Below are 14524 nucleotides of genomic sequence, written 5' to 3'. Positions count from 1 at the left end.
AGGCCACAACATCTAGTGCAGCGCTGGCCGGCCCCTACAAACTGAGCCATCTCGGCCCCGCCGGTCAAGCGAAGAATTCACCCTTCGAGCGACGAATTCGGCTTGACGCAGGCGGACGCTGCGGCCGCGCAATCCGCGCGATTGATTCACCCCTGCGCGCCGCTTCCGCCGGCCCCGACCAACGGCAAGGCATAATCCCTTGCAGGCCAAGGGCATTGCCGCCTTGCCGCGCGTCGCCAAAGGCGGCTCAAACCTCATTCGCCGTTGTGGACAACTTCTGCGCCGCAGCGAATCCGGGGCTGCATTTCGCGGCCGCATATTGCGACGACGCAACATGTCGGGCGCCGGGAGAGGGCCCTGCCAGGCCAGGCACCGACCATGGTGCCATCACCCTGGTTCAAATACCCATGCGGCGCAGCCGCCAGCGCCGCATCAACGCCTGAATCCTGGCCGGTGGTCGGGGCGGCGAGATTCGAACTCACGACCTCCTGTACCCAAAACAGGCGCGCTACCAGGCTGCGCTACGCCCCGACACGGCGCCACGAATAGCGCGCGCGGCCGACAGAGAAAAGCGTCATCTGCAGGCTCTCACCCGCATGGCCATGCCGCCAGCCGCGGGTCGATGGCGGGATGGCGCATTTCGCTGCCGGGCCCGATTCCGAGCCGTGCCGCAAGTCCGCCGTTGATCTCGAGCACGAAGCGGATGTCATCGCCGCCGTGAACCGGCGTCTCATCGAGCGGGCGCGCCATGTGGTGGACCCTGCGCACCACGCCGTCGGCCCCGGCAAAGATCATGTCGAGCGGAATCAGCGTGTTGCGCATCCAGAAATACACCGTCTGCGGACGTGGATAGACGAACAGCATGCCCGCCCCCGAGGCGAGCCGCTCGCGATGCATCAGCCCCTGCGCCCGCGCGGCCGGCGTGTCGGCCACCTCAACCGTGAACCGCGCGCGCCCCCAGCCGCCGCGGAGCTCGACCACATGCCATCGACAGGCCTCCTCCGCCCGCGCCAGCGCCGGAAGTGCGACGAGCCCCGCCAGCACCGCCCTGCGCCTCACGGCCGGTGCTCCCGTTTCATCGCGCTCTCCCAGCTGAGCACCTGCACCGCCATCCGCCCGCGCCGCCCCTCGGCCACCCGCAGCACCACCGCCTCGCCGGGGGCGAGATCGGAAAACCCCGAGCGCCGCAAGATCTCCATGTGAATGAACACGTCACCGTCGCGCCCGAAGAGATTGGCAAAGCCGAAGCCCTTGCCCTTGTCGAACCACTTCACCCGCGCCGGCTCCAACGGCAGCGAGGCGATGTCCGGCACGGCGCCATCGGCAAGCTCGCCGGCGAGGATGCCGTCGGGATCCGGCTCGGGAGGATCGATGGCCAGCACCTCCACCGCCTGCACGCCGCGCGGGGTCTCCTGCACGGCCAACTCGATGCCCGCACCGTCAGCGACCGTGCTCTGACCGAAATTGCGCAGCACATTGGCATGCAAGAGCACGTCTCCGCCACCGTCATCGGGAATGACGAAACCGTAGCCCTTCGCGGGATCGAACCATTTCACCCGCCCCCGGACGTGCCGGGGTGTCGCGTCGCCATCGATCATGCGCTCGCACCTTGGCCGCCCATTCGCGCGGCCTCTTGCGCGAGGGTCAGCTCTTTCCGGCCATCATGCAAGACAATTCTCGCGCCACACGCTCAGGGGTTGAGCCGCATCACCTCCCATGGCGCACCGGGCGCCTCCCGCCGCCACTGAAAACGGTCGTGCAGCCGAAAGGCGCCATCGGCCCAGAACTCCACCTGCAGCGGAATGATGCGGTAGCCACCCCAGAAGGGCGGACGCGGCGGGTTCAGCCCCTGCTCGGCGGTCACCCGCGCCACCTCGGCCAGAAGCGTGGCGCGGCTTTCGAGGGGCTGGCTCTGGCGCGAGGCCCAGGCGCCGAGCCGGCTTTGCAGGGGCCGGCTCGAGAAGTAGGCATCGGCCTTTTCGTCCTCGACCCGCTCCACGAGGCCGCGGGCGCGAATCTGGCGGCGCAGGCTCTTCCAGTGCATCACGAAGGCCGCCTTGTGCGTGGCCTCGATCTGCCGGCCCTTGGCGCTTTCATAGTTGGTGTAGAAGACAAAGCCGCCACCCTTGCCCGTATCGGGTTCGATCTCCTTCAGGAGCACCATGCGCGCATCGGGCATGCCCGTCTCGTCGACAGTGGCAAGCGCCATGGCGCTGGGGTCGTTGGGCTCGGTGCGGGTCGCCTCGGCCAGCCATGCGCGGGCGATCTCGAAAGGGTCGTCGCCGGCGAAAATCCCCGTTCTGTCCGCCATGGCCTGTTCTCCCTGCGCTGCCTGCCCATCCGCCGCGCCAGCCTTGATGCGGCGCGGGCTTTGCCTTATGCGACGCATCCAAGGTGGCGATAGTCAAGGGGTGGTGCTGCGATGGAGCTGATGGCGGGAAAGCGTGGCCTGATCATGGGCCTTGCCAACGACAAGTCCATCGCCTGGGGCATCGCCCGCGCGCTGCACGGCGCCGGCGCCGAGCTTGCCTTCTCCTACCAGGGCGAGCAGCTGAAAAAGCGGGTTGACCCGCTGGCCGCGCAGGTCGGCTCGCAGCTCGTCATCCCCTGCGACGTGGCCGAGGATGACAGCATCGACGCGCTGTTCGAGCGGCTCAAGTCCGAATGGGGCGGGCTCGACTTCGTCGTGCACGCCATCGGCTTTTCCGACAAGAACGAGCTGCGCGGCCGCTATGTCGACACGAGCCGCGCCAATTTCCGGCTGACCATGGACATCTCCGCCTATTCCTTCACGGCGGTGATGCAGCGCGCAGCGCCAATGATGAAGGAAGGCGGCGCGGCGCTGACGCTGACCTATTACGGCGCCGAAAAGGTGATGCCGCACTACAACGTGATGGGCGTGGCCAAGGCGGCGCTCGAGGCGAGCGTGCGCTATCTGGCCGAAGATCTCGGCCGCGACGGCATCCGGGTGAACGCCATCTCGGCGGGCACGATCAAGACGCTCGCCGCCTCCGGCATCGGCGATTTCCGCTACATCATGAAGTGGAACGAGTACAACTCGCCCCTGCGCCGCAACGTCACCCAGGATGAGGTGGGGCGCGCGGCATTGTTCCTTCTGTCCGAACTCGGCAGCGGCGTCACCGGCGAGGTGCTGCACGTGGATGCGGGTTATCACGTCGTGGGGATGAAGGCGATCGACGCCCCCGACATCACCAAGGGTTAACCGCTCCTCGGCGTGCGGGCTTTTCTTTGCCGGAACCCTCGGCTAATGGCAGGGCAAAACCGGGGGATGGCGCCATGACCGACCGCTTGCCGCACGAGAAAGGCTTTCACGTCAGCTGGGACCAGATGCACCGCGACAGCCGCGCGCTCGCCTGGCGGCTCGATGGCAAAGGTCCGGGCGAAGGCGGCACCTGGCGTGCCATCGTCGCCGTCACCCGCGGCGGCATGGCCCCGGCGATGATTGTCGCGCGCGAGCTCGACATCCGCATCGTCGACACGATCTCGGTGAAAAGCTACAACCACCAGGAGCGCAGCGAGGCGGTGGTGTTGAAATCGCCTGACCGCGAGCTGATGGGCGACGGCGAGGGGGTGCTGATCATCGACGACCTCGTGGACACGGGCAAGACGCTGGAGCTTGTCCGCAAGCTCTACCCCAAGGCCCATTTCGCCACCGTCTATGCCAAGCCCGCAGGCCGCGAGCAGGTTGACACCTTCATCACCGAGGTGAGCCAGGACACCTGGATCTTCTTCCCCTGGGACATGGCGCTGCAATACGTCGAGCCGTTCCGCGGCTCCTCCTGAGCGCGGGCGCAGGCGAGCGGAAAATGAGCGCGCCCGTCAACCCCAACATGGCCCGCACTGCGCGCCCGCCGATCATGGAGGTGCGGCGCTGGCTTGCCGAAACACCCCTGCCCCCCGGCCTGCCGCTTCTCGATTTCAGTCAGGCCGCGCCTGCCGACCCGCCGCCCGAGCCGCTGCGCGCGGCCATGGCCGAGGCGGCACTTCACGAACCGGCGGCGCATCTCTACGGGCCCGTCCTCGGCCTTCCCGCGCTGCGCGAGCGCATCGCCGCCGCGTGGAGCATGGCCTATGGGGGGCGGCTCGGGGCGGACAACGTCGCCATCACCGCCGGCTGCAATCAGGCCTTCACCGCGGCGCTGGCGACACTGGCCGCGCCGGGTGACGAGGTGATTCTCGTCAGCCCGTGGTATTTCAACCACCGCATGGCGCTCGACATGGCAGGCGTCCGCTGCGCCGCCCTGCCCACGGGCGCCGACATGCTGCCCGACCCCGACGCGGCCGCGGCGCTGATCGGCCCGGCCACGCGCGCGATCGTTCTCGTCAGTCCCAACAACCCGGCCGGGGTGGAATATCCGCCCGCCCTCATCCGCGCCTTCTTCGAGCTGGCCCGCGCGCACGGGCTCGCGCTCGTCCTCGACGAGACCTACCGGGACTTTCACGCCGGCGAGGGCGCCCCGCATGATCTCTTCACCGATCCCGGCTGGGGCGAGACGCTGATCCAGCTCTATTCCTTCTCCAAGGCCTACCGCCTCACGGGTCACCGGGTGGGCGCGCTCGTCGCCGCGCCCGAGCGGCTTGTGGAGGTGGAGAAGTATCTCGACACCGTGCAGATCTGCGCCCCGCAGATCGGCCAGCGTGCGGCGCTGTGGGGGATGGAGCATCTGTGCGAATGGCTTGCAGGCGAGCGCGCCGAAATCCTCGCCCGCCGCGCGGCGATGGAAGCGGCATTCGCTCCGCTCGCAGGCTGGGAGATCGCCGGCATCGGCGCCTATTTCGCCTGGGTCCGTCACCCCTTCGCGGGCGACGACTCCGAGACCGTCGCCCGCCGCCTTCTCGCCGAGGCTGGCGTGCTGGCGCTGCCCGGCGCGTGGTTCACCCCGGCAGGTGATGCCGAAGGCGCGCGGGCGCTCCGCGTGGCCTTCGCCAACACCGGCGCGGCGGGCATCGGCGAGCTTGCGCGGCGGCTTGAGCCGCTTGCCCGCTGAGGCGGGCGCTTGCAGGCTGACACGGCCCCGCGTAGAGGTGGGCGCGAGCGTAGGACAAGCACCAGCGGGGCGGGAATGGCCGGCAAGAGAAAGTCACGCGAGACGGCGAAGGCAGCATCCGGTGAGGAGACCGGCCGCAGGAAGGGCGGCCTTTCGCGCGCCGTCGTCTGGATTATTCTGGCGCTCGTGATCGTCGGCCTCGGCGGCTACGGCGCGGTGAATTTCGGCGGGCGCATCGAGTCGATCGGCAAGGTCGGCGACACGCCGATTCCGATCGAGCGATACGCCCGCGCGCTCAACGAGGAGATGCGCGCGCTTCAGGCGCAGACCGGGCAGAACTTCACCCTTTCCCAGCTTCAGGCCTTCGGGCTCGACCGGGCGATTCTCGCCCGCGTCGTGGGCGAGGTGGCGCTTGAGGACGAGGCCGCGCGCGCCGGCATCTCGGTGGGCGATGTCGAGCTTGGCCGCCAGCTGCGCGAGATCGGCGCCTTCAAGGGACTCGACGGCAATTTCGACCGTCAGGCCTACGAGTTCGCGCTCGACCGGCTGGGGATGAGCGCGCGCGAGTTCGAAGAGCAGCTGCGCGCAGAGATCGCCCGCACGATTCTTCAGGCCGGCATCGTCTCGGCCATCGAGACGCCACCGGTGCTTGTCGATACCCTTGTCGCATGGCTCGGGGAGCGGCGCGACGTCACCTGGGCGCGCATCGGGCCCGAGGACATCGAGGGCGAGATTGGCCTGCCCACCGAGGAAGACCTCAAGGCCTATTACGAGGAACACGCCGAGCGCTACACCCTGCCCGAGACCAAGGTCATCACCTATGCCTGGTTGACGCCCGACATGCTGATCGACCGCATCGAGGTGGACGAGGCGGCGCTGCGCGAGCTCTACGAGGCGCGGCGCGACCAGTACGACCAGCCCGAGCGCCGGCTTGTCGAGCGCCTGGTCTTTCCCGATGCCGCAAGCGCCGAGGCGGCCCGCGCCCGGCTCGATGCAGGCGAGATCACCTTCGAGGAACTCGTTGCCGAACGGGGGCTGAAGCTCGAGGACATCGACCTTGGCGATGTCACGCGCGAGGATCTCGGCGAGGCGGGGGACGAGGTGTTTGCCCTGAGCGAACCCGGCATCGTGGGGCCGGTGGAAACGCCGCTTGGCCCCGCGCTCTTCCGCGTCAACGGCATTCTGCCGGCGCAGAAGGTGGGCTTCGAGGAGTCGCGCGAGGAGCTCCTTCAGGAATATGCAGCCGATCAGGCGGCGCGACTGGTCGGCGAGCAGATCGAACCCATATCCGACTTGCTGGCCGGCGGCGCGACGCTGGAAGAGCTGGCGCAGGAGACGGACATGGAGCTGGGGCACATCGCGTGGACACCGCAAAGCGAGGACGGCATCGCCGCCTATGAGGCGTTCCGCGAGGCGGCTGCCGCGGCTCAGCCGGGCGACTTTCCCGAGGTCCGCGAGCTTGACGATGGCGGCATCTTCGCGCTGCGCGTCGACGAGATCCGCCCGCCCACTCTGCCGCCGCTCGAAGAGGTGCGCGAACAGGTGATCGCCGACTGGCAGCGCGATCTGCGTGCCCTGCGCATGGCCGAAAAGGCCGCGGCACTTGCCGACGCCATCGAACGCGGCGCCGACATGGCCGCGCTGGGGCTTGAGCTCAGCGAGGAGAAGGGGCTCAAGCGCGATTCCTTCCTCGAGGGCGTGCCCGCGGATTTCACGCGCACCCTGTTTGCGATGAAGCCCGGCGAGGCGCGGGTGGTGCGCGGCGAGGACGCGGCCTTCCTGCTGCGGCTCGATGCGGTGCACGCGGCCGATCCCGACGACCCTGATCTCGCCGCGACCCGCGAGCGCATCAGCGAGCGCTACGCCCAGGCCGTGGCCCAGGACGTGCTGGCGGCCTTTACCGAGGCCGTCGAGGCCGAGGCCGGCATCTCTCTCGACACCGCGGCGATCAACGCCGTTCATGCCCAGTTCCCGTGAGGAACCCGCCGAACAGATGAAGCTCACTCCAGATTTCGAAACCTTCGCCGCCGGCTACGAGGCGGGGAAGAACCAGCTTGTCTACGCGCGCCTCGCCGCCGATCTCGACACGCCGGTGTCGTTGATGCTCAAGCTCACCGATGCCGGGCCCGACAGCTTCGTGCTCGAATCGGTCACCGGCGGCGAGGTGCGCGGGCGCTACTCCATCATCGGCATGAAGCCCGATCTCGTGTGGCGCTGCCGGGGCGAGCGCTCATGGGTTAACCGGCAGGCGCGTTTCGACCCCGAAGCCTTCGAGGAGATGGAGGGCAGCCCGCTTGCCGCGCTGCGTACCCTCATCGCCGAGTCGCGCATCGATCTGCCCGATGAGCTGCCGGCGGCCTCGGCCGGGCTCTTCGGCTATCTCGGCTATGACATGGTGCGTCTTGTCGAGCGGCTGCCCGGCGGCAACCCCGACCCGCTCGGCCTGCCCGATGCGCAGCTCATGCGCCCCTCGGTGGTGGTGGTGCTCGACGGGGTGAAGGGCGAGGTGATCGTCGTGGCCCCGGCATGGGCGGGTTCGGGGCTGTCGGCGCGCGCGGCCTATGCCCAGGCTGCCGAGCGGGTGATGGACGCCGTGCGCGACATGGAGCGCGCGCCCGCCGCCTCCACCCGCGACCTCGGCGAGGCGGCAGAGGCACCCGAGCCCGTGTCGAACTTCACCCGCGAGGCCTATCTCGAGGCGGTGAAGAAGGCCAAGGAATACATCGCCGGGGGCGACATCTTTCAGGTGGTGCCTTCCCAGCGCTGGGCGCAGCCCTTCACCCTGCCCCCCTTCGCGCTTTACCGCAGCCTGCGGCGCACCAACCCTTCGCCCTTCATGTTCTACTTCAACTTCGGCGACTTCCAGGTGATCGGCGCAAGCCCCGAGATTCTCGTGCGCGTCTTCAAGGGCGAGGTGACGATCCGCCCCATCGCCGGCACCCGCCCGCGCGGCGCCACGCCCGAGGAGGATCGCGCCCTCGAGGCCGAGCTGCTGGCCGACCCGAAGGAGCGGGCCGAGCATCTGATGCTGCTCGATCTGGGCCGCAACGACGTGGGCCGGGTGGCGAAGATCGGCACCGTGCGCCCGACCGAGCAGTTCGTGATCGAGCGCTACTCCCACGTCATGCACATCGTCTCCAACGTGGTGGGCGAGCTGAGGGAAGACGAGGATGCGCTCTCGGCGCTCCTCGCCGGCCTTCCCGCGGGCACCGTCTCGGGCGCGCCGAAGGTGCGGGCGATGGAGATCATCGACGAGCTCGAGCCCGAAAAGCGCGGCGTCTATGGCGGCGGGGTGGGCTATTTCTCCGCCGGCGGCGACATGGACATGTGCATCGCGCTCCGAACGGCCGTGGTGAAGAATGACACCCTCTACATCCAGGCCGGCGGCGGGGTGGTGCATGATTCCGACCCCGAGGCCGAGTATCAGGAGACGGTGAACAAGGCCAAGGCGATCCGCGCCGCCGCCGCCGAGGCGGGGCGCTTCGCCGGCGGGCGCGGCAACCGCTGAACGGCAGGTCAGGCGCCTCCGGCCAGAGCACCATGGGGTCGAGGTGGAACGGCCGGCTGCGCGGCATCGCGACCGTCCAATCGCTGCGTTCTCGCGACGAGGGCGGCGTCCGGCCCGAGGGTGGGCGCTGCGGAGCGCCCGCCCTGGGGGCGGGGCGGGCGCTGCCCGGCATCACGGCCGGGCGGAGAAGCGCGGCGCTGCGCCGCCTCTGCCGACGCAACCCGTCCTCATCTTGCGCTAACCCCCTGCCCCGGCCCTGAGCACCGCCGAGACCGGCGCCAGCGCAAGACTCGCTGCACGGTTGCCCAGCGCCCATTCGACGAGCGCGGTCAGCGTCTCGGGCCGGGCATGGCCGACGACGATTACCGCCCCCTCCTGCCGGGCGCGGAAGGCCGCCTGATCGAGAAACCGCTTCATCGCCGCCACGTCCCGCTTGCCGTCATCGAAGGCGCGGAAGACGGTTGCGGCAGGCAGATCCTTCTGGCGCGCGACCTGCAGGGCGGTGTTGAGCCCCCGCTCCCAGGTGACAAGGCCCCGGCCGTCGCGGGCGAGAATGTCGACGACCTGAACCGCGCGCGGCCGGCTCGCCTGCAGCGCCGCATCCTCGCTGTCGAGCACCGCCACCGTCTCGGGCAAAGCGGTGAAGAACCCCTCGAAGGCCACTTCCACATCGGCGGGCGAGGCCTCCTCGGGCAGAGGCGCCAGGACCAGAACCTCCACGCCGGCGGCGCGATAGGCGGCCATCGCCGCTGCTGCGCCTTCAGACGTGGGGTCGAGCGCCACGCTCACCGGAAAGGGCAACGACGCGATCTGCGCGGGATTGAAGGCGCCCTCGCGGTCGATGAGCACCACCGACATCAGCGGCGTCACACCGTCCCATTCGAAGGGCGCGGCATGGGCCTCGAGCGCGGGGCGCGCGGGCTGCGCCTCGTCTTCCGCCGCCGGGGCATCGGCGCGGCCGGGAAGGCGCGGCACGCCAAGTTCGGCTTCCGGTACCGGCAGGCGGATGGGCCCGATCTCGTCGGCCACCTCTACCCGATCGCCTTGCGCCTCGCCCGCCGGCGCGGTCGGCGTGGCTTCGGCAGCAGCCGGGGGGCGGGGCGCGGCCGGCTCTCCGGCAGCTTGCGGCCGCTCGGGCATTGCTTCGCCCGCACTGTCACGCGGCGCGGCGTCGCCACGCTCGAGCTCCGCCGGAGCCGCTGGCGGAGGCGCGGGCGCGGCTGTCGGCACCGGTGCCTGGCCTTCCCCTGGCTCGGCGCCTGAAGTGGCGCCGGCTTCCTCCCCGCTCCCCGGTACCATGGTCGGAGCCGAGGCGGTGGCGGTTTCAGGCCGCGAGGGCGCGGCGGGCAGCGAAACGGGCGGCACGTCGGTCTCCGGCGGGGCGATCTGCGGCGCGACACCACCGGGCGTGTCCTCCAGCCCGCGCGCCGCAAGCTCGGGCGGATCCTCCGCCGCAGCCGCCTCTGGCGGGGCAACCGGCGCCGGCGGCTCGGCCTCGGGCTGCGGCGCCACGGCCGGCGCCGTATCGGCGCGCGGCGGGGCGAGCGTCTCGTCCGTCTCCTCGGGCGGGGCGGGGCGCGCCGCCTGCGGCACCTCCGGAGGCGCCTCGGGCGCGGGCACTGCCGGATCGGTTTCCGCCGGCGGGCGGGCAAACTCCGACCCAGGCGGCGCCTTTCCCGCCTCGGCATCGGGAGCAGGCGGGCGCGCCATCTGCTGCGCCAGCCACGACACCGTGGCCAGCACCGCCAGCGACACCAAGGTGCCCCAGATCAAGCCAGACAAGAAACCCCGGCCCATCGCGCCTCTCCCGCTCATTCCGGCAAACTGCTCCCCGATCGCCCACGTCTCGCGCAACAACGGCGTTGCGGCAAGACCGCGCCCGGCCGCCCTTGACCCGCGCCATTGCCTCGGCCCATGTATAGCGCGACGGTCATCGGGGGTGCACCCCCCGAGACATCCTGGCGGACGCGAAAAGGGCGGATCGGGCGTGCTCCTGCTTATCGACAACTACGACAGCTTCACATTCAACCTCGTCCACTACCTCGGCGAGCTGGGAGCCGAGGTCGAGGTGCGGCGCAATGATGCGCTTGGCGTGGAGGACGCGCTGTCCATGTGGCCCGAGGCGATCGTGCTCAGCCCCGGCCCCTGTGACCCGGACCGTGCCGGCATCTGCCTTGAGCTCACCCGCGCCGCGGCCAAGGCCGGCGTGCCGCTCCTTGGCGTCTGCCTTGGCCATCAGACCATCGGCCAGGCCTTCGGCGGGCGGGTGGTGCGCGCGGGCGAGATCGTTCACGGCAAGCTCGGGGAGATCCACCATCGCGGTGCCGGTGTGTTCGCCGGTCTGCCCTCGCCGCTCCATGCCACGCGCTACCATTCGCTGGTGGTGGAGCGCGACAGCCTGCCGGACGTGCTTGAGGTCACCGCCGAACTCGCCGACGGCACCATCATGGGGCTGCGCCACCGCGAACATCCCATCGAGGGCGTGCAGTTTCACCCTGAATCCATCGCCTCGGAGCATGGCCACACGATGCTGAAGAACTTTCTCGACATGGCCCGCAGTCGGGCGCCGGTGCCGGCATGAGCGACGCACTCAAGCCGCTGATCGGTGCAGCCGCAGACCGGCCGCTCACCCGCGAGGAGGCCGAACGCGCCTTTACCATCCTCTTCGAAGGCGAGGCGACGCCAAGCCAGATCGGCGGCTTTCTGATGGCGCTCCGCACCCGCGGCGAGACGGTTGACGAATTCGCCGCCGCCGCGGCGGTGATGCGCGCCAAATGCCATAAGGTGCGCGCGCCCCGCGGCGCGATGGACATCGTCGGCACCGGTGGCGACGGCAAGGGCACGCTCAACATCTCCACCGCCACCGCCTTCGTCGTGGCCGCGGCCGGCGTTCCGGTGGCCAAGCACGGCAACCGCAACCTCAGCTCCAGGTCGGGCTCGGCCGATGCGCTCACCCAGATGGGGATCAAGGTGATGGTCGGGCCGAAGGTGGTGGAAGCCGCGCTCGACGAGGTCGGCATCGGCTTCATGATGGCGCCGATGCACCACCCGGCGATGGCCCATGTCGGCCCCACCCGCGCCGAGCTCGGCACGCGGACGATCTTCAACATCCTCGGGCCCCTCACCAACCCCGCCGGGGTGAAGCGCCAGCTCACGGGCGCCTTCTCGCCCGCCCTGCTGCGCCCCATGGCCGAGACGCTGCGCGAGCTCGGCTCGGAGACCGCCTGGCTCGTGCACGGCGGCGATGGCACCGATGAGCTCTCCATCGCCGCGCCCTCTAAGGTGGTGGAGCTCAAGGGGGGGCAGATCTCCGAGCGTGAGGTTGCGCCGGAGGATGCCGGGCTGCCGGTGCACCCCTTCGAGGAGATCCTCGGCGGCACGCCGGAGGAGAACGCCCGCGCCTTCGCCGCGCTCCTTTCGGGGCAGAAGGGCGCCTATCGCGACGCGGTGCTGTTCAACGCCGCCGCCGCGCTTCTGATCGCCGAGCGCGCCGCCGATCTGCGCGAAGGGGTGGAGATTGCGGCCGAGGCCATCGATTCGGGGCGCGCGCTGCACAAGGTGCAGGGGCTCGCGCGCGTCACCTCCGCCGCGGCCTGATGCGCCCCTCGCGCGAGGGGCTGGGCGAGTGGCTGTCCCTGCCCTTCTTCCGTGACGGTCACGCCGACGCCATCGAGGCCCGGCTCGAGGCCGAGGCGGTCGCGTGGCTGCCCGCGCCCGATCGCGTCTATGCCGCGCTGAGGCTCACCCCGCCCGAGGCGGTGCGTGTGGTGATCCTCGGGCAGGATCCCTACCCCACGCCGGGCCATGCCAACGGGCTTGCCTTTTCGGTGAATCCGGATGTGGCGCCGCTGCCGCGCTCGCTCGCCAACATCTTCCGCGAGCTCGGTGAGGACATCGGGGCCGTTCCAGGCACCGGCGATCTTTCCGGCTGGGCGCGGCAGGGGGTGCTTCTCATCAACACCGCGCTCACGGTTCCTGCCGGAGAGGCAGGCGGGCACGCCAGGCTTGGCTGGGCGCGGCTCGTCGCGGATGTGCTTGGCGCCCTTGACAGGGCGCCGCGCGCCTTCCTGCTCTGGGGGCGGCAGGCGCAGCAGGTTGCGGCGGCGCGGCTTGCCAATCCCGACCACCTGCGCATCGAGACCGCGCACCCATCGCCGCTTTCCGCCCGGCGCGGCTTCTTCGGCTCCCGCCCCTTCAGCCGCGTCAACGACTGGCTCGTGAGCCGCGGCGAGGCGCCTATCAATTGGGCCGGGGGGTAAGCCGACCGCTCAGGCGGCAGCGATCAGCCCGGGCAGCGACGCCTCGAGGCGGGCCATGCCGCCGGGCCGCCAGCCCAGCGCCCTTGTGGTGGCGCAGTCGAGAAGGCTGAGGGCGGAGGCATCGGCCGCCTCGGGCAGCGGGTGGCGGCAGCCGGTCAGCCGGGCCACGCGGGCGAGAAGATCGCGCCGGTCAAGCACGATGTCGGAGACGTGCCACGGCCCCCGCGCGCCCCGCTCGATGAGCATGAGCGCCGCGCGCGCAAGATCGGCGCCATGCACCTCGCTGCCCACGCGCGGCGCGATCGGCCGGCCGGCGAGATAGTCGGCGAAAAGCCCCGCCCATTTGTTCCGCCGGCCGGACCCGGCCGGGCCGTAGACGCCGGTGGCGCGCAGGCTGGCCACGGCAAACCCCGGCGCGACGAGCGCAGCGAGGCGCGCCTCCGCCTGCGCCTTCACCCGGCCGTAGAGTGTGGTCGGGCGCGGCGGCAGCTCGGGGGCGAGCCGGGTGCCGGGCGGGTAGCCGTCGAACACCGCACGGGAGGAGAGAAACAGCGCGCGCTTCACGCCCGCGCCCTCCGCTGCCGCGAAAAGCCGCAAGGTGCCGTCGAGGTTGAGCCTTGCGAAACCCTCGGGGTCGCTGCCCTCCCCGCCGCGGTAACGCCCCGGCAGATGCGCAAGCGCGGCATGAACGAGTCCGTCGCACCCCTCGAGCCCCGGCGCCTTGCCAAGACGCCATGCCCGCCATTCCACCGGCGCGGAGAAAAAGCCCTCGGGCGGCGGTGAGGGAGCAAGCAAGACAACTTCATGCCCGGCCGCGAGCGCGGCCTCGACGATGAAACGGCCCACAAGCCCCGTGCCGCCGGTGACGGCAAGCCTCATTGCGCCTTCGCCCCCGGCGGGGGTGGCAGATCCTCGGGCCGGGGCACCGGACCGTCGCCGGCATGGGCGCGCCACAGCGCGATCAGCGGCGCGAGCTGCCGGGCCTTCGCGTGATCCGCCCAGGGCTTTTCATACTGGAAATGCAGGATGCGGATCGATCCCCAGTCCCACAGTTCGGGCAGGTTGAACCACGCATATTGCAGCATGTTGTCGAACACCGGCAGCCCGTGCCAGTCGGGGAAGAAATGCTGCAGGAAGCTCTGGTCGGTGCGCCGCCAGAAGACGCCGGGGCGGTCGAGTGCGGCGAGCATCGCCGAGAAGGTGGCCTGCGCGGGCCGCGCGGTGAAGACGCCGGAGTTCATCCGGTGAAAGTCGCCAAGGCTCTCGTAGACATTCGGCGCGGCACAGAACTCGGGATAGTCGAAGAGCCGCTCGCAGGGCTTCAACATCAGCGCATCGGCGTCGATGAAGACGACGCGCTCGTATTCGACGAGCTGCCAGAGCCTGAGCTTGACGAAGTTGTCGAGCGGTGTGTGAAAGGGCGGCTTCTCGCCCTTGGTGAAGGGCGCCGCGGCATGGAGCGCGCCGCGGGCGTGGGTGGCGTTGAAGGCGGGCGAGGTGGGCAGAAGCCCGGTGTGCACGATGCGCGCGCCAACGGCTCTGAGCCGGGCGAGCGCGCTCTCGGGCACGGCCCCGGTGACGAGCACGACGCGATCGGCGGTCGAGCCCGTCCGCGCGATCGAGCGCAGGAGCGCCTCCGCCCCCAGCGCGTAATCGGCGTTGGTCACAAGCGTCACCCACGCCCGGTCGCTCTGGGCGGGGCGCTCGGCCCGCAGGGCGTCTTCGGGCGCCTCGGCCTTCGCCATCGC

General features: G+C 70.3%; 14 protein-coding genes and 1 tRNA gene. 8 read left to right on the top strand and 7 right to left on the bottom strand.

The window, feature by feature from the left end; translation table 11 throughout:
* Positions 1 to 454: 454 nt before the first annotated feature.
* The 4 genes from BLQ14_RS05690 to pdxH all read right to left on the bottom strand — a co-directional run bounded on the left by BLQ14_RS05690 (position 455) and on the right by pdxH (position 2311).
* Positions 455 to 531, bottom strand: a tRNA-Pro gene (locus BLQ14_RS05690).
* 57 nt (positions 532 to 588) lie between these two features.
* Positions 589 to 1059 (bottom strand): DUF192 domain-containing protein, encoded by a 471-nt coding sequence (locus BLQ14_RS05685; protein ID WP_092499092.1) that lies wholly within the window; start codon positions 1057 to 1059, stop codon positions 589 to 591.
* Positions 1056 to 1598, bottom strand: a complete 543-nt coding sequence (locus tag BLQ14_RS05680; protein ID WP_092499090.1) for a cold-shock protein — start codon at positions 1596 to 1598, stop codon at positions 1056 to 1058. Before BLQ14_RS05680 ends, BLQ14_RS05685 begins: the two co-directional genes overlap by 4 nt.
* 92 nt (positions 1599 to 1690) lie before the next feature.
* Positions 1691 to 2311, bottom strand: coding sequence for a pyridoxamine 5'-phosphate oxidase (pdxH, locus tag BLQ14_RS05675; protein WP_092499088.1), 621 nt, complete (start codon positions 2309 to 2311; stop codon positions 1691 to 1693).
* Between the two features lie 111 nt (positions 2312 to 2422).
* On the opposite strand from pdxH, the gene fabI reads away from it, so the two are divergent.
* The 5 genes from fabI (at position 2423) to trpE (ending at position 8517) form a co-directional block, all read left to right on the top strand.
* Positions 2423 to 3223: an enoyl-ACP reductase FabI gene (gene fabI / locus BLQ14_RS05670; RefSeq protein ID WP_092499082.1), complete on the top strand. Its 801-nt coding sequence runs from the start codon at positions 2423 to 2425 to the stop codon at positions 3221 to 3223.
* A 74-nt stretch (positions 3224 to 3297) separates the two neighbouring features.
* Positions 3298 to 3804 carry a xanthine phosphoribosyltransferase gene (gene gpt / locus BLQ14_RS05665; RefSeq protein WP_092499081.1) on the top strand — a complete coding sequence of 169 codons (507 nt, stop codon included), beginning with the start codon at positions 3298 to 3300 and terminating at the stop codon, positions 3802 to 3804.
* Positions 3805 to 3827: 23 nt separating this feature from the next.
* Positions 3828 to 5009, top strand: coding sequence for an aminotransferase (locus BLQ14_RS05660; RefSeq protein ID WP_092499080.1), 1182 nt, complete (start codon positions 3828 to 3830; stop codon positions 5007 to 5009).
* 75 nt (positions 5010 to 5084) lie between these two features.
* Entirely contained in the window at positions 5085 to 6986 is a 1902-nt protein-coding gene (locus BLQ14_RS05655; RefSeq protein WP_092499079.1) for a peptidyl-prolyl cis-trans isomerase, read from the top strand.
* A gap of 16 nt (positions 6987 to 7002) precedes the next feature.
* The gene (gene trpE / locus BLQ14_RS05650) at positions 7003 to 8517 is read left to right on the top strand and encodes an anthranilate synthase component I (protein ID WP_092499078.1); all 1515 of its coding nucleotides are present in this window, start codon (positions 7003 to 7005) and stop codon (positions 8515 to 8517) included.
* A 237-nt stretch (positions 8518 to 8754) separates the two neighbouring features.
* Here the strand turns inward: trpE and BLQ14_RS05645 are convergent, their stop codons facing one another.
* Positions 8755 to 10314, bottom strand: a complete 1560-nt coding sequence (locus tag BLQ14_RS05645) for a divergent polysaccharide deacteylase family protein (RefSeq protein WP_143004459.1) — start codon at positions 10312 to 10314, stop codon at positions 8755 to 8757.
* Positions 10315 to 10504: 190 nt separating this feature from the next.
* Between BLQ14_RS05645 and BLQ14_RS05640 the strand changes: the two genes are divergently transcribed.
* The 3 genes from BLQ14_RS05640 to BLQ14_RS05630 are packed head-to-tail and all read left to right on the top strand — an operon-like array spanning position 10505 to position 12776.
* On the top strand, positions 10505 to 11098 hold the full coding sequence (locus tag BLQ14_RS05640; RefSeq protein WP_092499076.1) for an anthranilate synthase component II: 594 nt from the start codon (positions 10505 to 10507) through the stop codon (positions 11096 to 11098).
* The gene (trpD, locus tag BLQ14_RS05635) at positions 11095 to 12114 is read left to right on the top strand and encodes an anthranilate phosphoribosyltransferase (RefSeq protein ID WP_092499074.1); all 1020 of its coding nucleotides are present in this window, start codon (positions 11095 to 11097) and stop codon (positions 12112 to 12114) included. Before BLQ14_RS05640 ends, trpD begins: the two co-directional genes overlap by 4 nt.
* On the top strand, positions 12114 to 12776 hold the full coding sequence (locus BLQ14_RS05630) for a uracil-DNA glycosylase (RefSeq protein ID WP_092499072.1): 663 nt from the start codon (positions 12114 to 12116) through the stop codon (positions 12774 to 12776). The genes trpD and BLQ14_RS05630 overlap by 1 nt, the downstream gene beginning before the upstream one ends.
* A gap of 9 nt (positions 12777 to 12785) precedes the next feature.
* On the opposite strand, the gene BLQ14_RS05625 is transcribed toward BLQ14_RS05630, so the two are convergent.
* Entirely contained in the window at positions 12786 to 13655 is an 870-nt protein-coding gene (locus BLQ14_RS05625; RefSeq protein ID WP_092499070.1) for an NAD-dependent epimerase/dehydratase family protein, read from the bottom strand.
* Positions 13652 to 14521, bottom strand: coding sequence for a glycosyltransferase (locus tag BLQ14_RS05620; protein ID WP_092499068.1), 870 nt, complete (start codon positions 14519 to 14521; stop codon positions 13652 to 13654). The genes BLQ14_RS05625 and BLQ14_RS05620 overlap by 4 nt, the downstream gene beginning before the upstream one ends.
* Positions 14522 to 14524 lie beyond the last annotated feature (3 nt).

Source organism: Meinhardsimonia xiamenensis (assembly GCF_900102905.1).
GTDB classification, from domain to species: Bacteria; Pseudomonadota; Alphaproteobacteria; order Rhodobacterales; family Rhodobacteraceae; genus Meinhardsimonia; species Meinhardsimonia xiamenensis.
Note: the sequence above shows the minus strand (reverse complement) of the source record. Positions and strands in the feature narration are given on the sequence as shown.